The 22,349-nt window shown below is 37.3% G+C and carries 20 protein-coding genes and 1 pseudogene; 13 read left to right on the forward strand and 8 right to left on the reverse strand.

Annotated elements, in window-relative coordinates; genetic code table 11:
- Nucleotides 1-428: 428 nt before the first annotated feature.
- The 4 genes from ABRT01_RS08980 to pcrB form a co-directional block, all read right to left on the reverse strand.
- A complete protein-coding gene (locus tag ABRT01_RS08980) occupies nt 429-1,565 on the reverse strand; it encodes a CamS family sex pheromone protein (RefSeq protein ID WP_367746871.1) in 1,137 nt (378 codons plus the stop codon).
- A gap of 105 nt (nt 1,566-1,670) precedes the next feature.
- Nucleotides 1,671-3,671: an NAD-dependent DNA ligase LigA gene (gene ligA / locus ABRT01_RS08985; RefSeq protein WP_269411464.1), complete on the reverse strand. Its 2,001-nt coding sequence runs from the start codon at nt 3,669-3,671 to the stop codon at nt 1,671-1,673.
- A 15-nt stretch (nt 3,672-3,686) separates the two neighbouring features.
- Nucleotides 3,687-5,909, reverse strand: coding sequence for a DNA helicase PcrA (gene pcrA, locus ABRT01_RS08990; protein WP_269411463.1), 2,223 nt, complete (start codon nt 5,907-5,909; stop codon nt 3,687-3,689).
- A gap of 101 nt (nt 5,910-6,010) precedes the next feature.
- Nucleotides 6,011-6,685: a heptaprenylglyceryl phosphate synthase gene (gene pcrB, locus ABRT01_RS08995; RefSeq protein WP_269412468.1), complete on the reverse strand. Its 675-nt coding sequence runs from the start codon at nt 6,683-6,685 to the stop codon at nt 6,011-6,013.
- A gap of 330 nt (nt 6,686-7,015) precedes the next feature.
- Between pcrB and ABRT01_RS09000 the strand changes: the two genes are divergently transcribed.
- Together ABRT01_RS09000 and ABRT01_RS09005 are read left to right on the forward strand one after the other, a co-directional pair.
- Complete coding sequence (locus tag ABRT01_RS09000; RefSeq protein ID WP_367746857.1) at nt 7,016-7,357, forward strand: response regulator transcription factor; 342 nt, start codon at nt 7,016-7,018, stop codon at nt 7,355-7,357.
- A gap of 115 nt (nt 7,358-7,472) precedes the next feature.
- The gene (locus ABRT01_RS09005) at nt 7,473-7,697 is read left to right on the forward strand and encodes a winged helix-turn-helix domain-containing protein (protein WP_367746858.1); all 225 of its coding nucleotides are present in this window, start codon (nt 7,473-7,475) and stop codon (nt 7,695-7,697) included.
- Nucleotides 7,698-7,834: 137 nt separating this feature from the next.
- Here the strand turns inward: ABRT01_RS09005 and ABRT01_RS09010 are convergent, their stop codons facing one another.
- Entirely contained in the window at nt 7,835-8,146 is a 312-nt protein-coding gene (locus tag ABRT01_RS09010; protein WP_269411462.1) for a hypothetical protein, read from the reverse strand.
- 380 nt (nt 8,147-8,526) lie between these two features.
- Nucleotides 8,527-9,390: pseudogene (gene rocF, locus ABRT01_RS09015) on the reverse strand (arginase).
- A 379-nt stretch (nt 9,391-9,769) separates the two neighbouring features.
- Here rocF and ABRT01_RS09020 point away from each other — a divergent pair.
- The 9 genes from ABRT01_RS09020 to ABRT01_RS09060 all read left to right on the forward strand — a co-directional run bounded on the left by ABRT01_RS09020 (nt 9,770) and on the right by ABRT01_RS09060 (nt 19,641).
- Nucleotides 9,770-11,092: an aspartate aminotransferase family protein gene (locus ABRT01_RS09020; RefSeq protein WP_269411461.1), complete on the forward strand. Its 1,323-nt coding sequence runs from the start codon at nt 9,770-9,772 to the stop codon at nt 11,090-11,092.
- A 41-nt stretch (nt 11,093-11,133) separates the two neighbouring features.
- A complete protein-coding gene (gene nhaC, locus ABRT01_RS09025) occupies nt 11,134-12,621 on the forward strand; it encodes a Na+/H+ antiporter NhaC (RefSeq protein WP_269411460.1) in 1,488 nt (495 codons plus the stop codon).
- Nucleotides 12,622-12,634: 13 nt separating this feature from the next.
- Nucleotides 12,635-13,453: a histidinol-phosphatase HisJ family protein gene (locus ABRT01_RS09030; protein ID WP_269411459.1), complete on the forward strand. Its 819-nt coding sequence runs from the start codon at nt 12,635-12,637 to the stop codon at nt 13,451-13,453.
- A 302-nt stretch (nt 13,454-13,755) separates the two neighbouring features.
- Nucleotides 13,756-15,168 (forward strand): YfcC family protein, encoded by a 1,413-nt coding sequence (locus ABRT01_RS09035; protein WP_269411458.1) that lies wholly within the window; start codon nt 13,756-13,758, stop codon nt 15,166-15,168.
- Between the two features lie 56 nt (nt 15,169-15,224).
- Entirely contained in the window at nt 15,225-16,376 is a 1,152-nt protein-coding gene (locus tag ABRT01_RS09040) for a M20 metallopeptidase family protein (protein ID WP_269411457.1), read from the forward strand.
- A gap of 18 nt (nt 16,377-16,394) precedes the next feature.
- On the forward strand, nt 16,395-16,982 hold the full coding sequence (locus ABRT01_RS09045) for a threonine ammonia-lyase (protein ID WP_367746859.1): 588 nt from the start codon (nt 16,395-16,397) through the stop codon (nt 16,980-16,982).
- On the forward strand, nt 16,912-17,382 hold the full coding sequence (locus ABRT01_RS09050) for a pyridoxal-phosphate dependent enzyme (protein WP_367746860.1): 471 nt from the start codon (nt 16,912-16,914) through the stop codon (nt 17,380-17,382). The genes ABRT01_RS09045 and ABRT01_RS09050 overlap by 71 nt, the downstream gene beginning before the upstream one ends.
- Nucleotides 17,372-18,481: a mandelate racemase/muconate lactonizing enzyme family protein gene (locus ABRT01_RS09055; protein WP_269411455.1), complete on the forward strand. Its 1,110-nt coding sequence runs from the start codon at nt 17,372-17,374 to the stop codon at nt 18,479-18,481. Before ABRT01_RS09050 ends, ABRT01_RS09055 begins: the two co-directional genes overlap by 11 nt.
- Before the next feature lie 26 nt (nt 18,482-18,507).
- A complete protein-coding gene (locus ABRT01_RS09060; RefSeq protein ID WP_269411454.1) occupies nt 18,508-19,641 on the forward strand; it encodes an aminotransferase in 1,134 nt (377 codons plus the stop codon).
- A 331-nt stretch (nt 19,642-19,972) separates the two neighbouring features.
- Here the strand turns inward: ABRT01_RS09060 and ABRT01_RS09065 are convergent, their stop codons facing one another.
- A complete protein-coding gene (locus tag ABRT01_RS09065) occupies nt 19,973-20,848 on the reverse strand; it encodes a LysR family transcriptional regulator (protein WP_269411453.1) in 876 nt (291 codons plus the stop codon).
- Between the two features lie 273 nt (nt 20,849-21,121).
- Nucleotides 21,122-21,361 carry a hypothetical protein gene (locus ABRT01_RS09070; RefSeq protein ID WP_269411452.1) on the reverse strand — a complete coding sequence of 80 codons (240 nt, stop codon included), beginning with the start codon at nt 21,359-21,361 and terminating at the stop codon, nt 21,122-21,124.
- 70 nt (nt 21,362-21,431) lie between these two features.
- Here ABRT01_RS09070 and ABRT01_RS09075 point away from each other — a divergent pair, with 70 nt between their 5' ends.
- Nucleotides 21,432-21,953 carry a hypothetical protein gene (locus tag ABRT01_RS09075; RefSeq protein WP_269411451.1) on the forward strand — a complete coding sequence of 174 codons (522 nt, stop codon included), beginning with the start codon at nt 21,432-21,434 and terminating at the stop codon, nt 21,951-21,953.
- A gap of 14 nt (nt 21,954-21,967) precedes the next feature.
- On the forward strand, nt 21,968-22,177 hold the full coding sequence (locus ABRT01_RS09080; RefSeq protein WP_367746861.1) for a hypothetical protein: 210 nt from the start codon (nt 21,968-21,970) through the stop codon (nt 22,175-22,177).
- The last annotated feature ends 172 nt before the right edge of the window (nt 22,178-22,349 follow it).

Here is a 22,349-nt window from a genome sequence, read left to right on the forward strand (position 1 = left end):
ACCCACCTCTCAGACCGGATTCGAAAATAAATTCATCAAGGTTTCTATATTTATATAATAGCATGAATTACCGAAAATTCATATTGGGAAAATTGAAGGGCTTTTAAGCAGATTATCGATCAAAATATATAATGACTTTCCTGAAATGGGGAAAGTTATGCAAAAATAGGACCTTCTTCTGCAATATTTTACCAAAACCGGCCTTGTTGTTATATTTTGTTTTTATATGTCTTATGCCCCGTCCTACGTTCATATTCTGTTGTTCTTTTTTGGAGTTAGGACATCTGCACCATCAAACAAAGATAATCTGTTCACATTGAAGAGGAGCTTGTGCACTTTGCATAAGCTCCTCTTCAATGTGATTTCTTCTGTCATTCTGCAATCCAGGTCGATATGTTATCGTGTTACAGAAATAACTTTACACCATTCTAATCAAAAATATGAACAGTTGGATCATCGTCCCCGGCACTGCGGTAAATCACACTTTCCACTTCATTATTGGCGGTGATTTTCACTTCTATATCATAGTAATCCGGAAACATTTCCTTGATCAGTCCATAAGCGTATTGTGTAAATCCAATGACTTCCCCTTTTCCGTAGAATTCAATCGGGATTTCCAAAGTAAGTTTTTTCAAGTCCCCATCAATATAGAAACCATCACCGATCACACCGACATAGTTGGGGAAGAAATCTTGAATTTCCTTGCCAAAATCCTCAATTAACTTGTTATCGTCAAAATACTTGTCCGCCGATTTATCGTCTGGGAATAGTACATGCTCTTCCTTGATATTGTCCCAATCATCAATGGTCGATTTCCCGGCTTTTACCGCTGTTTTGGCTACATAGTTTCCCGGAACTGGCGAACCTTCTTCTCCTTCACGATACAAAGCAATTAAAACTGGCACATCCTTTAATTCATCGATGCCACGGAGTTTCTTTAGCACCTTTTGCGCCATTTCTTCTCCTTGTTTCATCATTTCATCTTTACTAATCTTCTCGTAATGATACGGACCGCCTTCTTCTGCCTGAAACTTGTAAACCGACTTAAGGGCAAGCCCAATCGATATTCCTTCCAATTTTGCAGCATTCTTATCATTCTTGGTCAAATAATTTTGCTCCAGAATATGGGATAAATATCGTGGATGATCACGAAAATATTTTTCCCTCTCTTTTTTCCCTTTTTTATCTTTTGGATCCTTATCCGGGTTCAAGCCATCAATCAAATCGTAAACTGTTTCCTCATCCAAATACTGCCCTTCCTGGTAATAATATTTTTTCGGATCGTATACGGTTTTGGATTGTCGTCTTAATCCTTCTTCCATTTCATCTATATCCAGGCGGTTTCCCATTTGATCAAGGATAACTCCCCTGGCCGCACTTGTTTTATAAGGAAGGATCATCCGATAGGTTTCTTCTGATAATTGATAACTGGGCACAATTGATTTTTCCTTATTGGCTGTTTCATTCTTTTTTTGCACGACTTCCTCATCATCATTCATCCTTGGTGCACAGCTCGCCAATAATAATAGCGAACATAGGAGAACTACACATAATTTCTTCACCATTTCCACTCCCTGATCCTCAAACGTAAGATCCCGCACATACCATAGCATGTTCCGGGACTGCAGCCGGATATGGATCATCCTATCCGGCGGGGCTGTCTATCTCGATCATTCCAAAGCTTCTTTTAACTGTTCCTCATCCCAGATAGTCACGCCGAGTTTTTGTGCTTTGTCATATTTTGAGCCGGCATCGACTCCAGCAATCACGAAATCTGTTTTTTTACTAACACTACTGGTAACTGATCCGCCCAAATTCTCGATTAGCGTTTTAGCCTCTTGCCGGGTGTAGTTTTCCATTTTTCCCGTCAATACGAAGGTCTTTCCAGCAAAAATGGAATCACTCGTCCGTTCGGAACGTTTCACACCGGTGTATTCCATGTTAACGCCAAGTTCGCGTAATTCATTCAGGAGGTCGGTTACCTTTTGTTCGGAAAAATATTGGACAATAGAATCAGCCATTTTTTCCCCAATTTCATCAATTGCAATTAAATCTTCCATCGTAGCCTGTTGCAATTTTTCCATAGTTTCAAATTCCTCAGCCAGTGTCTTTGCTGCTTTAGCACCAACAAAGCGGATACCTAGCCCGAATAATAATCGCTCCAGTGAATTCGCTTTTGAAGCATCAATAGCTTTTAGCAAATTATCAACTGATTTTTCTCCCATACGCTCCAGGTTCAACAGTTCTTCCCGGTCCAACCTGTATATATCGGCAATTGTTTTGACTAAATTCTCCCGGAAAAGCTGCTGGATTACTTTTTCACCCAACCCATCGATATTCATTGCATTGCGGGAGACAAAATGGATCAGTCCCTCTTTTAACTGGGCCGGACAATTAGGATTGATGCAACGGAGTGCTACTTCTTCCTCCAACCGTACCAGTTCATTACCACATGCCGGGCATTCAGTTGGCATGTGAAATTCCTGTTCTTCCCCTGTCCGTTTTTCCTCGACAACACGGACAACTTCCGGAATAATATCACCGGCCTTTTTAATAATAACCTTATCGCCAATCCGAATATCTTTGGCCCGAATGAGGTCTTCATTATGCAGTGATGCCCGTTTTACCGTTGTACCAGCAACCCTTACCGCATCCAAAACAGCGGTTGGGGTGACAACACCAGTACGGCCGACACTTAGTTCAATATCCCTTAATGTAGTAAGCACCTCTTCAGCAGGAAATTTATAAGCAATCGCCCAGCGTGGATTTTTTGCCGTATAGCCCAGTTCTTCTTGTTGGTCTAAATTATCTACCTTGATAACAATCCCGTCAATTTCATAGCTTAAATTCGGACGTTCTTTCGTCCAATATTCCACATACTCCAGCACCTCGTCAATCGTTTGGCATTTGCGCCATTCGGGATTTGTTTTTAATCCCAGTTTCTGCAAATACTCCAGCCGTTCGCTATGACTTTCGATAGTTCCTGCCTGCCATTCGCCAACACCATATAAGAAGATATCCAGATTACGGCTTGCAGCAATTTTAGGATCGAGCTGCCGAAGTGATCCTGCCGCAGCATTACGGGGATTGGCAAACGGTTCTTCGCCATTTTCTTCTCGCTGTTTATTTAACGCCAGAAAAGATTTGTGTGGCATAAAGACTTCGCCACGCACTTCAATCGTTTCTGTATCTTTTATTGTTAATGGAATACTGCGCACCGTTCGCAAATTGGACGTGATATCCTCACCGGTTGTCCCATCTCCACGAGTCGCTCCACGGGTGAATTTGCCATTTTCATACAACAGGGAAACGGCCAGCCCATCAATTTTCAGTTCACAAACGTAGCTGATTGGCTGATCGCATCCTTCACGGGCACGGCGGTCAAAGTCACGCAAATCATTGACATTAAAGGCATTTCCCAGGCTTAGCATCGGGACATTATGCCGGACTTTTCGAAAAGCATCCAGCGGTTCCCCGCCAACACGCTGGGTCGGGGAGTCGGATGTAATCAGCTCCGGGAATTCAGCCTCTATTTTTTGTAACTCTTGCAGCTTTTGATCGTACTCCGAGTCAGGAACGCTTGGTTTATCCAGAACATAATATTCATAACTGTATTGATTTAATAATTCTTTCAGGGCAGTTATTTTTTCCTGAGCCTGCTCTTTATTCATCGACAAAACACCTTTCTACTGCTTCGTAATGGGTGCAAATTTTGCTAATAATCGTTTGATTCCTGTTGGTGCTGGAAACGCAATATCCAGTTCCATGGAATCACCTTCTCCTTCTACCTTGACGACCGTACCGACACCCCATTTTTTGTGCATTGCTTTGTCACCAGGCTTCCACGTTTGACTTTGTGCACCAGTAGTCTCTTGCATTTTTTGAGCCTTCCGTTTCAATGGTTGACTAACAGCCGCTTTTTCCTGTTTTGCAATACTGCCAAACATGGTTTGATGGACCTCTTCCATTCCGTCAATTAGTTCTTCCGGGATTTCATTGATAAACCGGCTGATTGGATTCATATTGGTTCTGCCATATAATGTGCGCATTTTTGCGTGCGTTAAATACAGTTCTTTTTCCGCGCGGGTAATACCCACATAGGCAAGACGACGCTCCTCTTCCATTTCATTATCATCGAACAGAGAACGGCTATGCGGAAAGACATTTTCTTCCATACCAATTAAAAAGACAACCGGAAATTCCAATCCTTTCGCTGCATGTAATGTCATAAGGGTGATTTTTTCTTCCTGGTCAGCGTCATCATCGTCAACCCGGTCAATATCAGCGATTAAAGCAAGATCTGTCAAAAAGGCGACAAGTGTCTTATCTTCACTGCTTGCTTCAAAGTCCTTCGTTACCGTCATGAATTCTTCCAAGTTTTCCAGGCGGCTTTGTGACTCAAGGGTGTTTTCGTTTTTTAACATGGTTTCATAGCCTGTCCGTTCCAACACAGCCTCTACCATATCGGTTGCAGTTAGAAATTCCTGTTGTTGTGATAATGTACGGATCAATGTCGTAAATTCCTCCATTGCTTTTGCCGCTTTCTTGGACACACCAGTCAAAGCAATGTCTTTTACCGCTTCGTAAAAGGATAAATCATGTTCTGTTGCATAGTCACGCAGGCGATCGATGGATGTTTTGCCGATGCCCCGCTTTGGAACATTGACGACCCGTTCAAAGCTGATATCATCATCCGGATTCGTAATTAGTCGCAAATATGCAGTCAAATCTTTAATTTCTTTTCGCTCATAGAATTTTTGACCGCCGACCATTTGATAAGGAATCGTTGACTTCATCAAGGTTGCCTCAATGGCTCGCGATTGGGCGTTCGTCCGATATAAAATAGCGATATCGCTTGGTGAGTAGCCTTGTTCATTTGTAAGTTCCTGGATCTTATCGGTCACAAACAAAGCCTCTTCCTGTTCCGTAGCCCCTTGGTAATATTTGATCTGTTTGCCTTCATCATTTTCGGTCCACAAATTTTTCGGTTTACGGCCGGGATTATTGCGAATGACCTGGTTGGCTGCATCCAAAATCGATTTGGTCGATCGGTAATTTTGTTCCAGGTAAATCGTTCGTGCAGTGGGATAATCTTGTTCAAATGACAGGATGTTTTGAATATCTGCACCGCGCCATGCATAAATGGATTGATCCGAATCACCGACAACACATAGATTCTGGAACCGATTGGCCAATTGTTTCACTAAATAGTATTGGGCATGGTTGGTATCCTGATACTCATCGACATGGATATACTGAAACCTCCGTTGATAGTATTCAAGGACTTCCGGAACCCGTTTAAATAAGTGGATCGTTTGCATAATTAAATCATCAAAGTCAAGGGACTGATTTTTTTGCAATATCTTTTGATAAGCTTGATAAATTTTTGCTACCTGCCGTTCATAAAAGTTGCCAACCTTATTACTGTATGCTTCCGGTGTAACCAGTTCATTTTTCGCGGAACTAATTTGTCCCAGCATTGCCCGCGGATCAAATTTTTTCGGATCGATGTTCAAATTCTTTAGGATCTGCTTGATAACGGATAGCTGATCACTACTGTCCAGAATTGTAAAGTTGCGATTATAACCAATCCGGTCAATATCACGGCGTAAAATCCGCACACACATGGAGTGGAAGGTAGATACCCAAATTTGTTCACTTCCTGCTCCAACCAGCTTACGGACACGTTCCTTCATTTCCCTGGCAGCTTTATTGGTAAAAGTGATCGCCAGTACATTTCGTGGCGCAACATCTTTTTCATGCAATAAATAAGCAATCCGATGGGTTAACACACGGGTTTTGCCACTGCCTGCCCCAGCCATAATCAATAATGGTCCATCCGTATGCTTAACAGCCGCACGCTGCTCTTTATTTAATCCGTTTAGTAAGTCATCTGTGGTTTGACTCACACTAACACCACCTTTAAGAGGTTGTTCAAAAACACCGGTTAAAATGAAACTTCAAGATAAAGAATCTCCTACTAATTACCGCCCGTTTTTGAACACGCAATTTAATTTTTCACTGCTTTTACTGTCTTTAGCGCTTGTTTCAAGTTTGTATATATACTATTTCCGACGATTACCACATCAGCATGTTCATGCATTTTTGCAGCCTGTTCTTTGGTTTCAATGCCACCACCATAAAATAGCATTGTCTCGTTCAACTCATTTTTCACCTGTTTGACGAGCTCAGGGTCTCCGTATGTGCCACTATATTCCATATAAAAGATTGGTAAATGAAAGACATGCTCAGCCATATAAGCATAGGCAATTACATCATCTGTATCAGGCAATTCGCAACTGGTTTTGCTGAATGCTTTTGCCTGTTCGTTTAAGATGCAATATCCCTCAACGAAAATTTCATTCCAATCCATGATGTCTTTATATTGTTTAATGGCCTGATGTTGGATATCCATCATCCACTTCTTATCCGTTGCATTGAATACCATCGGAATAAAATAATAATCAAATCCAGGTGTAATAGCCTCCATATTGGAAATCTCCAATAGACAAGGAACCGTATAACGGCGTATGCGTGATAATAAATCCAGCACACCATCCAATGTAACATGATCGGTTCCGCCAACCATGATGGCATCTGTTCCTGATTCACATATTTTCTCCAAGTTTTCATTGGAAATTTCCTTCGCCGGATCCAATTTAAATATGTGCTTCCATTCCTTCATTTCATTATACAATGATTTAATCCTCCATTATCGTAATCCATTCATCTATTATAGCAAAAAATAAGGGTGAAAATTAGTGTAAAGTGATGGTTTTTAGTTGGCTGTTTGATGAAAGATTTTTTCAAACTAAGACCGCCGTTGACATAGAATTCGGGTTTGAGTGGGTTTATGTTTTATCCGTACCGTGAAAAAGAATCAAAATAATTTCTTGTTCATTTTTAACATGCCACGCATTCATGCTCCGATTCTAGTATTACGGATTAAAAAACAAAAACACGCTATAATTGGTTATAATCAACAGTAATAGTTTTTCAAAGACAGGTGACGACTATGAATGAGGGTAAAAGGATTTTAATAGTTGAAGACGATCAAGAAATTGGTAGGCTACTAAGTGTAATTTTAACAAAATCAGGCATGGTTTCGGTTCTGGCTTATTCTGGTACAGAAGGGCTGTTACAGTTGCAAAATAATACATACGATTTAATTATATTGGACTTGATGTTACCAGGAGTAAGCGGGGAAGAATTAATAAACCATGTCAGGAAAGAGAGTTACATTCCAATTATTGTAATTTCAGCCAAGATTGATATAGAAGATAAAGTACAAGTATTGAAAATGGGGGCAGACGATTATATAACCAAGCCCTTTAATCAAGAAGAGGTTGTTGGCTAGAGTTGAAGTTCAATTACGTAAATCAATTGCTAATTCATCGCGAACGGCGGAGAAAGTATGACGTGGACTGAACATTAACCCGGGGAAACTATCTGTATCTTTAGAAAACAACGAGTTGCAATTAACGAATGCAGAATTTGATATTCTGTCCTTATTGGTAAATCATCCGGAGCATGCTTTTTCCAAAAAGGAGATTTATGAAAGAATCTGGAAAGGGACCTACTTAGGCGATGACAATACCATTAGTGTTCATGTCTCCAATCTTCGCAAAAAAATTGCTGAAATCACTTCTGATGAGTATATAAAAACAATTTGGGGAGTAGGCTTCATGCTGGTTTAATTTTCTTTAGATTTCTTTATGTTTTGCTTAAGGGAAATTAAAGATACCTAAGCTAAACTACTGGACAGTAAAAAGTTCTGAACACTAAGAAGCCAGTGAATCGTCCTCAAAATCAGGTATTTCCTGCTTACATTGAATTATTTGCGTATGGATAAATGCGGATTTTGGGCAAACAGGTAAAAAATAGACCGCTGCAAATAAGCCTTCACCGTAGCTTCGGAGATGACTGCTTTGGAGGGTGTCCGCAAGTAAAGAAAGAGCAGACCAGGGACACGATGGGAATAACGAATCGAAATCAGCTGTAACAGCCCCATGGCGATACAGCTGCACATCACGTATCCTTCGATGGCTTTGATGGCCAACTGGATGTTTTCTTTATCTTTTGCGTCCGTAATCTGCTCTAACGGATGCGCTTTGTCCTTTTTTAAATAACGGTTCAGCTTTGACATCAATTTACTCCAGAAATGATAACCGAAACCATTGATGACCTGTTTCATTTCTCGGAAAGTAGATTCGATTTTGAAGCGATGTCCATATAACTGGATGATCTTTTCCGGTAAGTTAGGCTATTAGATATATTCGCCAGAAAGGGTTATTTTCCTGCATTTTCTTGTTAGAACTCTTCACTGTCCAGTAAAAACAATAAAAATAAAAACGGTCACTTATGAAATGCAAATGACCGTTTTTATTTTTATCAAACTATTAGATTAATTCTTGTCTGTCATTAAAAAATCAATCAAAGAGGCACCGATTATTTAATTACTCCATAAAAAAATTTAATACATCAATTGATAGTTTTTATTGTAATGGTGTTTATCTATAGAATTAATTACAATGTTTCACTATTTATACGTCGATTTGTATAGGAGGGCTCTAACAATTTTTCACCAAATAAAGAACCGATAAGTGCTACAGCTACAGTAGCTGTTTTATTTCTTTCATCAAGAATTGGATTTACTTCAACGAATTCAGCTGAAGTAATTATTTTAGCATCTTCTAACATTCCATTGCTAGGTGACTCTCACGATAGCTAATGCCGCCTAATACTGGAGTTCTAACACCAGGACAATCAACGGGATCTAATCCATCCAAATCCAATGATAAATGTACACCATCTGTTTCTTTAAGATAATCAATAGTTTCTTGTATAACCTGAGTCATTCCTAATTTATCAATTTCGTGCATTGTATAAACCTTTATTCCAATTTCCTGAATAAATTCTTTTTCACCATCATCAAGGTCACGAGCACCAATGATAACTACATTTTTAGGTTTTATCTTAGGGATACTGCCACCAATATTGGTGAGAGAAGGATGTCCATACCCTAAAATAGCTGCGTGTGTCATACCATGAATATTCCCAGATGGAGAAGTATCAGGTACATTCAAATCTCCGTGTGCATCATACCAGATAACACCAAGGAATAATTCTGAGTTACTCCTGCCATTGTTCCGATTGCAATACTATGATCTCCTAAAATGAGCGGAAACTCATCTTTTTTGATAATTTCATCTACCTGTTCTTGTAATTTTAAATTAGTCTTTCTGATTGCATCTAAGTTTTTCAAGTTAGTGGACGGATTATCCTCCACACCTGTTTGAGCAATATCAATGTTCCCAAGGTCGTTCACAGAATGACCGATTTTTTTAACCGATCTGTTATCCCTGCATATCGAATTGTATCCGGGGCCATGTTTACTCCTCTCTTTGATTGTCCTAATATAATTACCTCCCAACTAAATATAAGAACATTTTAATTATTTGGACTATTTGTATCAACTTAACAAAAATTGTTTATAAATATACAGGAATAGTTTATTAAACTATGCGTTCGCGAAATAGAAAATTCCTTGAAAGTATGTAACCCTCTATCCTTTACGAAGATTAAAATAGATTATTTAATTAATTTTTGTATTATTATAAAATTATTAGTGAAATATACGAAATAACCTTTACCAAATCCATTCTTTTTTACTATAAAAATATTTTATAGATTGAGTTTGACTGAATAGTAACTCTATGGAAAAATCAAATCAAATATTTAAAATCTTTGAAAATGGGAGATGTGATTAATGATTGATTGGAAAACAATAGATGAAGAGGGACTGTTAGCACCAACAATGGCTAAAGATTTTCCCAATCTTCCCGTTAAAAGCTCTGAAGGGTTTTATTATATCGGTATAGATGGGCGTAAATATTTGGATTTCACTTCTGGAATTGCAACAGAAAATACGGGGCATAGACATCCAAAGGTTGTTGCAGCTATTAAAAACCAGGTGGATCATTTACTCCATGGTCCAATTGGTATTATTAATTATGAATCTATTCTTCAATTAGCAAAAAAGTTAAAAACTATTTTACCAGATTCGTTAGATTGTTTCTTCTTTGGTAATAGTGGTTCTGAAGCCGTTGAAGGAGCTGTTAAGTTAGCTAGACATGTGACGAAAAGGCCCTATGTTGTTTCATTCTTAGGAGGGTTTCATGGAAGAACAATGGGGGCGTTGAGCCTGACTTCTTCCAAAAGTAAGTATAGAAGAAATTTACCTGTTGGCGGTAATATGTCGTATCAATTGCCTTACGCACAGATTACAGAGACCCCTGCAGGAGAAGACCCAGAAGTTTATTGGTCCGAACATGTTGAAAAAGATTTTAATCGGTTATTTAGTCATCAAGTTGACCCGGAAGAAGTTGCGGCAGTTATTTTAGAGCCAGTATTGGGTGAAGGAGGGTATGTTATTCCTCCGCAAGCCTGGTTAAAGAAAATTCGTGGAATTTGCAATAAGCATGATATTTTATTGATATTTGATGAAATTCAAACAGGTTTTGGAAGGACCGGTGACTGGTTTGCGGCAAATAGATTTGGAGTAATTCCAGATATTATGGCAATCGCAAAAGGAATAGCCAGTGGGCTACCGTTGAGTGCTACAGTGGCTTCTAAAAAGCTGATGGAGCAATGGACAATTGGGAGTCATAGTACAACTTTTGGAGGAAATCCAGTTGCATGTGCAGCTGCATGTGTAACTATTGATGTATTAAAAGATGAAAATCTAATTAAAAATTCTAGAATTTTAGGGGCTTATGCATTGGAAAAGTTAGAAAAACTGAAAGAAAATCACCCAGTGATTGGTAATGTACGAGGGATTGGATTGATGTTAGGGGTTGAAATTATTCATCCAGTGACTGGTGAACCAAATGGAGAAGGATTAATGAAGATACTTAAAAAATGTCTTGATAAAGGAGTAATCCTCTACCTAAGTGGAAATAAAGGCGAGGTAATACGAATGATGCCACCACTAACGATAGATAAAAAACATTTGGAACAAGGTATTTCTATAATTGATGACGCGATATCGGAATATGAGTTAGAAATGAGTATAATCAATGCAAATAATTAAATAGGAATAAGAAACTACTTTTACACAAGGTGGAATCTATTATGAAAGAAAAAATAAAAAGAAAACCCTCATTAATGGAAGCGCTGTCATCAGTGATTGTGTTGTTAGTTATTTTCTTTTTTGGGACATTAGCAGATTTACCAGCGCCTGCATTAATTGCCATAGCAGTTGCTTATTTAATATTTATAGGTTGGAGATGTGGGTATACATGGAAAGAAATGGAGGAATATACTGCAGGTAAAATTAAATCAGCAATTCCCGCTATGTCAATTTTAATAGCAGTTGGATTTTTACTTGGTTCATGGATGTTTTCTGGAACGATTCCTATGTTTATTTATTATGGAGTACAATTAGTAAGTGAACAATGGATTTTAGCTTCTGCGTTCATATTATGTGCAGTTTTTTCTATGAGCACAGGTACTGCTTGGGGTTCAGCTGCTACAGCAGGAATTACTATGATGGGTATTGCTATGGGGATGCCAAATGTAAATGTTGCAGCAGTAGCAGGTGCATGTTATACGGGAGCAATATTTGGAGATAAGTTATCACCATTATCTGATACAACGATTTTAGCAGCATTATCCACAAAAAATGATATTTTCGATCATATTAAGCACATGACTAAAACCGTTATTCCAGCTGCAATATTAGGTTTAATTATATACATTGTTATGGGGATAAATGCTAGTGCAACCGGCCACGGATTACCTGATGAAACATTACATCTATTAGACACATTAAATACAGCTTATGACTGGAATATTGTTGTTTTAATCCCGTTATTTATTGTGATTTACGGTGCTATAAGAAAAAAACCGTCTACTGTAATGATGGTTTTATCATCCATTGTAGCAATATTAATTGGTATTTTCTATCAGGGATATGCGTTGGTAGATGGGGTTATTGCTCTTTATGATGGATTTGATTTAAGTATGATTGAAAGTGCAAACCCCGCATTTATAGCCTCTGATGCGGGCGCTGGAGCAACTGAATTATTGAATAGAGGCGGACTAGCTTCTATGTTGCAAGCATTTATCGTGATTTATATTTGTTTTTACTTTGCCGGAGTTATGGAACAAATAGGTGCTTTAGAAGTTTTGTTAGGGAAGTTATTTGAGTCTATAAAGACAAGATTTGGTTTGATATTTGCGACCTCAATTTCAGTAGTCTTTTTAGTGGCGGTAGGTGGAAGTTCGACTTTAGCATTAATACTTACTGGTGAAATGTATTCTGATAAGTTCAAAAAGATGGGATACTCAACTTTGAATTTATCTAGAACTATGGAGGACTTTGGGACTGGTTTTGCTGGTTTTGTACCATGGTCAGGTTCTGGTGTATACTATCCAGCTGTATTTGGAGTTCCTATTATATCCTATTTACCGTATGCTTTTATGAGTTATTTTATTTGGATAATAGCATACCTTTACGCATTTACAGGCATTAGTATAAAACCTTTGGAAAACAAAACAAATAAACATATTTTAGAAAATAAAATAGATGATCAGGATTTCAAAAGTAAAGTAAATTAATGGAGGTATCATAATGATTGTCGACATGCATAACCATACGTATTGGTCAAGTGATTCAAATACACCCTTAAAAGACAATATTGAAACTGCGATTAGTAAAGGCATGAGAAGTATATGTATTACAGACCATCAAGACTATGACGCAACACCTTTTCCGCCAGATTATTTTACGTTTTTACTTAATGATACGGGCGAAACGAAACCATACGTTAATGAAATTCTTAATTACAAAGAATTATATAAAGATAAAATAGAAGTTCTATTGGGTATTGAATTAGGAATACAACCGCATTTGGTAGAAATGCTTAATCAGTATGCTTCCGAATATCCTTTTGATTTTATTATTGGTTCGACACATCGATTTAATGAATTAGATGCTGAGGATAAAAAGCATTATGAATCTGTATCAATTCAGGAGGCTTGTGAGAGTTATTTTGAACAGGAACTGATTAATCTAAAGGGTTTTAAGAATTGTGATGTTGTAGGACATATGGACTTTGTATTAAGATACTGTCCCGGAGCTGTAGAATATTTTTCATATTTAAAATTTGCGGATGTACTTGATGAAATTTTAAAAGAGGTTATTAGTTCAGGAAGAGGACTTGAATGCAACACATCTAAGTTTGTTACTAAGAATATGATTAATCCACATTTAGATATTTTTAAAAGATATTTTGAATTAGGTGGAGAAATTGTAACTTTTGGTTCTGATGCACATACTCCAGATAGAATAGGTGAAGGCTTCAATGAAATAAGTGAAAAATTAAAGAGTATGGGTTTAAAATATTATGCAGTATACAGAAATCGTGAACCAGAATTTTTTAAAATATAATCGAATTAGTTTAAGTTATTAATACATGTTAAACATACAGGTATTTAGCTGGTAATAATCTCAACCGGAGGTTTAAAAAATAGATTTATAAACATTTAATAAAATGTTAGATATAGTGTTGTCATGTATATAATAGTGATTTTATAGAAATAAAATTGTGGTTGAAAGGATGATTACTTAAGATTTAAAGAAATATTGCAAAAAAGAACAGAAATGGCAGAATTACTGAGAATTATTCTGCAATCTGTAGAAAAAGTGATTTATTTGATATTGGTTTCACTCTAAAGGGAGGAGAAAATTATATGTCAGAACTTAATGAGAACTACGATGATTCACGTAAACATGGTAAATTTAAAGTTCCGCATGTTTATGTCATTATTTTCTCTTTAATTGTAATTGCTGCTATTTCGACATATTTTATTCCTGCAGGGGAATACGATCGTACAGAAATTGACGGAAGAGCTGTGGTTGTAGATGGATCTTACAAAGGTATCGAGTCTGAACCAGTTGGTTTTTTAGACATATTTCAATCTGTTCATCAAGGTATGGTAAATGGTGCGGAGATTATTTTTTTTATCTTTATTATAGGAGGAGCATTTGGTATTTTTCGAGCAACCGGAGCATTGGATAATGCGGTAACATCGATTACTCAAAAAATGAATGGGAAAGATATTTATCTGATTCCCGTTTTAATGGTGTTCTTTGCACTAGGAGGAGCAATTTTTGGAATGGCAGAGGAAACCATTCCGTATATAATGATAATAACTCCGCTTGCGTTGTTATTAGGGTATGACTCTATTGTTGGTGCAGCTATTGTGCTTGGTGGCGCCTCCGCTGGATTTTCCGCTGCTTTTATGAATCCATTTACAGTAGGAGTAGCCCAAAGCATTGCAGAGTTACCAATCTATTCAGGGTTTGTGCCAAGAATCATTTTCTGGTTTATTTTTGTTAGTGTGACGATTACTTATGTCATGTTATATGCACGTAAAATCAAAAAAGACCCGACAAAAAGTTTAATGTATGAAGAAGATAAGAAGAAAAAAGCGAGCATCAAACAAGTGGAAAGAAAAGATTTGACCAAAAGACAGATGATTATTATTGGAACTTTAATATTGACTATTTTCACATTAGCGTTTGGTGTTATGCAGTATGGATGGTTTATTAAAGAAATTGCCGGTTTATTTCTTTTAATGGGTATCATTATGGGGATAGTAGCTAAAATGCGTGTAAATGAAATCGCAGAGAGTTTTGTTAAAGGGTGTGAAGTATTAGTACTTGGCGCTCTCGTAGTTGGATTCGCTTATGGTATTTTAGCTGTTTTAGAAGATGGTATGATTATAGATACTATTTTATATGCAATTTCCAACGCGGTCAGTGGTCTTCCCGGCAGTTTAACAGCAATAGGGATGTATATTTCCCAGTCTTTGATAAATTTTATTGTTCCATCTGGAAGTGGACAAGCTGCTTTGACAATGCCTATTATGACACCGTTGGCAGACTTAGTTGGTGTTGATCGCCAAACAGCCGTTTTAGCTTTTCAATTTGGTGACGGTATTTCTAATATTTTTACACCAACCTCCGGGTACTTTATGGCAGGATTAGCTGCAGCAGGCATCGCTTGGACAAAGTGGGTGCGTTGGATATGGCCATTATTGTTAATTCATTATACATTAGGTGCTGTATTCGTAACCATTGCTCATTTATTCCTGTTTTAATAGATTATTTAATATTGGACAGTCGTATAAAATTCTTTCAGGAAAAGAGGAAAATTATGAATCTATCCATTATGGCCAAACTTACTGCAGAGGCAATTGAAGACCGCAGATATTTACACCAATATCCAGAATTGTCGTGGCAAGAATATGAAACAGCAAAGTATGTCAAACAGCGTTTAGAATCATTGAATATTGAATTGATGGATTATTCTCTTCCGCGAGTGATTGGTTATATAAAAGGGACACAGGACGAGGAGACAATTGCATTGCGGGCAGACATGGATGCGCTGCCAGTACAAGAAGAAGGAGAGAAAATATACCAATCGCAAAATGAAGGCGTTTCACATGCTTGTGGACACGATGGCCATATAGCTGTGTTGTTAGCTGCGGCAAAGTGGCTTTCTAAAAACAAAAAAGAGATTTCACCTAATATTGTATTGATTTTTCAGCCGTCTGAGGAAATTGAACCGAGTGGTGCAAATGATCTTATTGAGAAAGGTGTCCTTAAGAATGTTGATGCAGTTTATGGTTTTCACTTATGGCAAGGTTTAGAAAAAGGTAAAATTGGTCTTTCTCATGGTCCGATGATGGGATCTTCAGATGATTTTATTATTACCATTGAAGGGTCCGGTGGTCATGGTTCTATGCCACATGCAACAGTAGATCCAACTTATATTTGTTCACATGTTATTCAAGCATTGCAGTCCATCGTAAGCCGTAATACAGACCCCATTCAAACAAAAGTTATATCGATAGGCAGCATAGAAGCGGGAAAAACGTATAATATTATTCCAAATACAGTAACTATGAAAGGGACAGTACGTGGTTTTTCAATAGAGGTAGTCGACTATATTGAAAAACGGATGCGTGAAATAATCAGCGGGATTTGTCATTCCTTTCACGCAAAAGGAACATTGGAATATATAAAGGGAACACCACCATTAATCAATCATGTTGAGCAGAGTCGACGAGTAGAGCAGATTGTTCGACGGGAGTTTAAGGATGATGTATTTAAGGAAATTCCTCCTGTAATGAGTGCAGAAGATTTCTCGCATTATTTACTTCATCGACCTGGAGCTTTTACATTTGTGGGAATGGGTGGAGAAAACAGCAAATACCCTCACCATCATGCACGTTTTGAAATAGATGAGGAAGTTTTGGCAGATGCTATTGAACTGATTATTCAAATAGTTAGAGATTATCGATAAAAAAAGGGAGGAGCGAATATGGTACTTCATGTAACATATCAAGATGTATTAAAGGCATATAAAAGAGTAAAGGGACGTGTAAATCATACGCCATTAGTTGAATCAACCAAGCTATCTTCACAAACAGATGCAAATATATGGTTTAAATTAGAAAACTTTCAAAAGACTGGATCATTCAAAGTTAGAGGTGCATTAAATAAACTGAATGTATTAACTGAAAAAGAATTAAAAAATGGCGTAACAACTGCCTCAGCTGGAAACCATGCTCAAGGCCTGGCATATGCGGCTGCATTGAAAAATGTTTCAGCTAAAATTGTCGTTCCTGAAACAACACCTGAAGTAAAATTGGAAGGGATCCGCCAACTGGGCGGGGAAATCATTGTTAAAGGAAAAACATATGATGAAGCTGAGAAATATGCATATCAATTTGTAGAAGAATCCGGACGATTGTTTGTTGAAGCATTTGAAGATGATGATATTATTGCAGGTCAAGGAACAGCGGCTTTAGAATCATTTTTAAAGGAGCCGGATTTTGATGCAGTTGTCGTTCCAGCTGGCGGAGGGGGGATTAATTTGCGGAACTGCACTCGTTGCAAAAGCAATTAACCCGAATATAAAGGTAATAGGCGTACAGACACATGCTTCGCCTCCTTGGTACTATTCCTATAAATCCGGAAAAATTGTAGATGTAGAATATCAGGATTCTTATGCAGAAGGCTTGCATGGTGGAATTGGACAAGGAAATTTTGAGCTTGTGAAGAAGGTTGTGGATGAATTTGTATTAGTTGAAGAGGAGAGCGTAGCGAAAGCTGTCTATTGGTTAGCCAATGAACATCATTATATGATTGAAGGTTCAGGAGCTGTTGGGGTAGCAGCATTTCAAGAAGGCTTATTAGATCATCTGAAAGGGAAAAAGGTGCTTAATCTCATTTCTGGTGGCAATATTGATATGAAAAGGTTAGCAGAATTTATTAAGAAATTTGGTGAAGTGGAAAATGAAGATTAAAAAAGTAGAAATTTTTGGCTTGACAATGAATCTTATTAAACCCTTTATCATTTCTTATAACCATTTTGATGATATGCCAGTTATCTTGGTTCGAATGGAAACTGAAGATGGATATTTCGGCTGGGGAGAATCCGTTCCAGATCCCTATGTTACAGGAGAGACTTGGGAAAGTACACTGGAAATTATTAATCATGAATTAGCTCCTCTTGTAATTGATGATAGTCCGTTTAATCTGAATCTCATTCATCAAAAAATGAATGAAAGAATTTTTCATGTGCCAGCAGCAAAAGCAGCTATAGATTTAGCGTTGTACGACTTAGTGGGGAATATTTTAAGCCAACCTGTTTACCGGCTAATTGGTGGAAAAACTCATAGCCATTTAGATATTCCCAATGTGATTAGCATCCTGCCGCCGAAAAAAATGGCAAAAGAAGCCGCGGAACTTTTGAAAAAAGGGATTAGACATGTGAAAATCAAAGTGGGAACAGACGTTGAAACGGATATTGAGCGTATCCGTCAGGTCAGCCAAGTTCTTCCTAAAAAAGTCAAATTGCGCGTCGATGCTAATCAAGGCTGGACAGTGACTGAAGCTGTATATGTGATAGAGCAGACACGTGATTGTCGTGTTGAATGGTATGAGCAGCCGACAAAAGCTGGGGACCATAAGGCGATGGCAGAGGTTAGAAATGCTACACATGTTCAAATTATGGCTGATGAAAGTATTCATGATATATCTGATTTAATAGAATTGAACAAATATAGAGGTGCCGACTTTATTAATATTAAGCTGATGAAAACAGGCGGGATTTACCCAGCACTAAAATTAGCAAGTCTGGCTGAATCTTTAGGACTGTTCTGTCAAGTGGGTTCAATGGTTGAAACAGCAGTTGGAACAATGGCAGGTGCACACCTTTCACTATCACAGTACATTATTCGTTCTAATGAAATGGTTGGCCCATTGATGTTTAAAGATGATGTTGGCGAAACAGAATATCGTGATAGTAGAATAATTGTTAGTGATCGTTCTGGGTTTGGATTAAATGTAAATGAGGAGTTTGTAAGAAATAAAGCGGTAAAATATTATAATAAACATAGTTAAATAATATAAAAGTGAGGGGAATATTTATGAAAATCAATCATTTTAAAATTGAAGAATGGATGAATGAATACGAAGGCGGAGCAGTATATAACTTAGCAGAAACATGTGTAGATTCACTGACATTACGAGAGTTGATTGAACTTAATAATGATTCATACGAAACATTCTTTGAGAATCTTTCCGATAAGAAATTAACTTACGGACATATTGAAGGCTCTCCGGAATTTAGAAACGCAGTAGCTGGATTATATGATAATGTAAACCCGGAAAATGTATTAGCAATGAATGGAGCTATAGGATCGAATTTTCTTTTGTTGTATTCATTAGTAGAAAAAGGAGATGAAGTGGTAAGTGTTCACCCAACTTATCAGCAACTATATGACGTACCAGAATCCTTTGGTGCAGATGTGAAAAAATTAGAATTAAGAGCTGAAAATAAGTTTCTTCCAGATTTAGATGAACTGAGAGGACTTGTTAGTGGTAAAACAAAGCTTATTATAATCAATAATCCAAATAACCCATCAGGTGCGGTAATGGAAAGAGATCTGCTTCAAGAAATTGTTGAGATTGCAAAATCGGTTGATGCTTATGTACTATGCGATGAAGTTTATCGTAATTTGTTACAGAATCCTGATGCGGATGTTCCGTCAATTGTAGATATTTATGAAAAAGGAATTAGTACAAGCAGTATGTCAAAAGTATTGTCTTTAGCAGGGTTACGCCTTGGGTGGATAGCTGCAGGAGAAGATGTTATAGCGGAATGTATAAAACATCGCGATTATACAACAATCAGCTGTGGCATGTTAGATGATATATTAGCGGTTCATGCTATTAAGAATTACGAACATATAATGGACCGAAATTTGAAAATCATACATGATAATTTTGAAATACTAGATCAATGGATTCAACAAGAACCTAAAATGAGTTATGTTAAGCCACAAGCAGGAACAACTGCAATGATTCACTTTGATTATGACATGTCTTCTGTTGATTTTTGTATAGGGTTATATGAAATGAACGGAGCGTTTTTAGCACCAGGTAGCTGTTTTGACTTGGAGGGAACGGTAAGGATAGGATACGCATGCAGTACAGAAGTATTGAAAGGAGGATTGGAGAAGGTATCGGAATATTTGAGGGAGTTAGAAGTTGAGGGATAAGCTACAAATTTATTGACGAAACCAATATTTTATATAAAGCGAATTTAATCTATGATCAACACCAAAAACAATGGTTGAAACAGAAGTGAAAATAGTTGGAATCCATCAAAGAAAGAAATTATACTAGTCGGTTCTATTTGCCAGTGTTACTATTATCGAGCTGTTTCAGTTATTCGAAAAGACGCATTTCAACGCAGCATATATTTTATTCATAATCAAACAATTATAAAAAGCATATTTTTACAGAGTACAGCTAGAATATAGCTGTACTCTACTGATAACCATTGATTTTGATAAACTCCCTGTATTATAAGGGATCTCTATTTAATTACTAATACAAAGGCCATGTATTTTGTAATAAATCATTAAAGGTTTGGATATTCGGTTCATCAGAACGTATTTTTAAGTTAATAGAAGAAGTAATTATAGGATCTGATACTTTTTCCAAAATTATAATCGATCCGTCATTTAGTTCTTTTTTAATCACATTTTCACCTAAAATAGCATAACCTGTGCCGTTTAAAACTATTCGCTTGATTATTTCATCACTACCGCCGCAAACAATAGTTGATAGAGGTTGAGTACCACATTCTTTGAAATATTGGTTAATGATATCACTAAAACTGCAATCATCATTGTATGAAATAAATGGATAGTTAGCGAAAATCTCCTCCGATTGTTTTCCTTTACTAATTTCGGCTGAAGCAACTAGCAAAGCCTGTTCTTCTTCTAAAAAATTTTTATTGAAATCGTTTCCATCATCTTCACTTGCAATAATTGCAATATCCGCGATATAATTTCTAACACTTTGAATAGCATAACTGCTATTTAATGGGAGGAGATTTAATCTTACATTTGGATACATTTCTGTATATGTTTTCAGTAATAGTGAAAGATGACGTGTGCAATAGTATTCAGAAGCTGCTACTGTAAGAATGCCTGCCGGTCCATGTAGTTCTTGCATATCTTTTTCAATTTGATCAACATATGCTAATAAATTGTCAACATGAACTTTGAACTTTTTTCCAGCTGCTGTTAAAAAGGTCTTTTTTCCAACTCTGGTCAAGAGTTTATGATTAAGTTCTTGTTCTAATGCTTTTATTTGTAAAGAGACTGTGGGTTGAGTATATCTCAATTCTTCTGCAGCCAATGTTACATTTAGTTTTTCAGCTACAACTTGAAATGTTTTCAGATTTCTAATCTCCATTCCATCGCCCCTTTGCTGTTAACTATTAATTCTGATTCTTTAACCTTACTATACCATTTTGAATAAGCGATATCATCGATTAAGCTCATGTAGTTTATAGCAAGAAATAGATATTAATCCCAGATTCCGCGCAGGCACATTGCCCACAGGATTTTTTCATAATGCAACTGTCGTAGAAACAACTATTATTTGTTTTTACGACTTTTTTCTGCAACGGCTGACAATATCTTTTCTTATTCTACATGAAATGGGCAAAAAGTTTTCTTGCTGTCGTTATTTGCTTGTTTTTTCGACAGTTTTTATGCCTTGGGGCTGTGTGAAAACAACGTCCTTCATGCCCAATAATCCTAGAATTCGTTCCACCCGTGATTTTGCGTTATCCGGCAGTACTCTTATGATGGTTCCTTCCTGTTTAAAATGGACTATATCCACTGTGAATAAGGACATAGAATTATACCACCTTTGCCATATTTCTGGACCACTTGTGACATGATTTTGGACCACTACGGACATAAATGAACCACCTCCTATATAATGAATTTGCATACTAATGTGCAAATTCATTATATAGGAGGCCTTTTTTGTGATTAAATATCGTGAAATCCTTAGGCTTCGTGCCCAAGGAGTAAGTCAGAGGGGGATTGCTTCAAGTTGTTCCAATTCAAGGACAACCGTAAATGATGTCCTAAAAAGGGCGCGGAATTGTGGAATTTCTTGGCCCTTTGAAAAAGATATGTCGGATGCAGAGCTTCAAAGGTTTTTATATCCAGAAAGGAGTGTGGATTCTGGATTTAGGAGAATGCCAGATTGCGAGTATATTCATAAAGAATTGGCGAAAAGCGGGGTAACCCTTTCTCTTTTATGGGATGAATATTGCTTAAGTTGCAGGGCTAATAACGAAATATCTTATAGCTACCGTCAATTTTGTCGTTTTTATCATGCGTATGCCAACAAAACAAAGGCCACCATGCGAATCAAGCGAAAGCCAGGTGAATTATTAGAGGTAGACTGGGCGGGACAAACAATGTCTATAAAAGACAATATTACTGGTGAAGACATTCCTGCCTATGTGTTTGTTTCGGCACTTCCATGTATGCATACGTAAAGGCCTTCCTGTCCATGGAAACCGAGAATTGGATTACAGCGCATGTGCATGCCTTCCAGTTCTATGGTGGGGTTACAAGAATTATTGTGCCGGATAATCTGAAAACTGGTGTTGTGAAAGCCTCACGGAGTGAACCTATTATAAATCGTATTTATCAAGAAATGGCGGAACACTATAACACGACAATTATCCCGGCAAGAGTTCGTCACCCAAAAGAAGGATAAATCGAGCGCTGAAGGTATGGTGGGCAATATTTCAACTTGGATCATTGCTTCCCTCCGTAACCAGCAGTTTTTCTCTATAGAGGAGCTGAATCGGGCCATTCAGGAAAAATTAACAGAGTATAATACAAAACCTTTTCAAAAAAAGAAAGGAAACAGAGCTGACCGCTTTCGT

The organism is Lentibacillus sp. L22 (genome assembly GCF_040812445.1).
GTDB lineage: Bacteria > Bacillota > Bacilli > Bacillales > Amphibacillaceae > Lentibacillus_C > Lentibacillus_C daqui.

What these genes read in the sequence shown, in the direction of transcription:
- ABRT01_RS09045 (WP_367746859.1), top strand. Translation starts at nt 16,395, where the DNA reads ATGGTACTTCATGTAACATATCAAGATGTATTAAAGGCATATAAAAGA.
- ABRT01_RS09020 (WP_269411461.1), top strand. Translation starts at nt 9,770, where the DNA reads ATGATTGATTGGAAAACAATAGATGAAGAGGGACTGTTAGCACCAACA.
- ABRT01_RS09060 (WP_269411454.1), top strand. Translation starts at nt 18,508, where the DNA reads ATGAAAATCAATCATTTTAAAATTGAAGAATGGATGAATGAATACGAA.
- ABRT01_RS09035 (WP_269411458.1), top strand. Translation starts at nt 13,756, where the DNA reads ATGTCAGAACTTAATGAGAACTACGATGATTCACGTAAACATGGTAAA.
- ABRT01_RS09040 (WP_269411457.1), top strand. Translation starts at nt 15,225, where the DNA reads ATGAATCTATCCATTATGGCCAAACTTACTGCAGAGGCAATTGAAGAC.
- ABRT01_RS09000 (WP_367746857.1), top strand. Translation starts at nt 7,016, where the DNA reads ATGAATGAGGGTAAAAGGATTTTAATAGTTGAAGACGATCAAGAAATT.
- nhaC (WP_269411460.1), top strand. Translation starts at nt 11,134, where the DNA reads ATGAAAGAAAAAATAAAAAGAAAACCCTCATTAATGGAAGCGCTGTCA.
- ABRT01_RS09080 (WP_367746861.1), top strand. Translation starts at nt 21,968, where the DNA reads ATGGAAACCGAGAATTGGATTACAGCGCATGTGCATGCCTTCCAGTTC.
- ABRT01_RS09070 (WP_269411452.1), bottom strand. Translation starts at nt 21,361, where the DNA reads ATGTCCGTAGTGGTCCAAAATCATGTCACAAGTGGTCCAGAAATATGG.
- pcrB (WP_269412468.1), bottom strand. Translation starts at nt 6,685, where the DNA reads ATGAAGGAATGGAAGCACATATTTAAATTGGATCCGGCGAAGGAAATT.
- ABRT01_RS09010 (WP_269411462.1), bottom strand. Translation starts at nt 8,146, where the DNA reads ATGTCAAAGCTGAACCGTTATTTAAAAAAGGACAAAGCGCATCCGTTA.
- ABRT01_RS09065 (WP_269411453.1), bottom strand. Translation starts at nt 20,848, where the DNA reads ATGGAGATTAGAAATCTGAAAACATTTCAAGTTGTAGCTGAAAAACTA.
- ABRT01_RS09055 (WP_269411455.1), top strand. Translation starts at nt 17,372, where the DNA reads ATGAAGATTAAAAAAGTAGAAATTTTTGGCTTGACAATGAATCTTATT.
- ABRT01_RS09030 (WP_269411459.1), top strand. Translation starts at nt 12,635, where the DNA reads ATGATTGTCGACATGCATAACCATACGTATTGGTCAAGTGATTCAAAT.
- ABRT01_RS08980 (WP_367746871.1), bottom strand. Translation starts at nt 1,565, where the DNA reads ATGGTGAAGAAATTATGTGTAGTTCTCCTATGTTCGCTATTATTATTG.
- ABRT01_RS09050 (WP_367746860.1), top strand. Translation starts at nt 16,912, where the DNA reads ATGCAGTTGTCGTTCCAGCTGGCGGAGGGGGGATTAATTTGCGGAACT.
- ligA (WP_269411464.1), bottom strand. Translation starts at nt 3,671, where the DNA reads ATGAATAAAGAGCAGGCTCAGGAAAAAATAACTGCCCTGAAAGAATTA.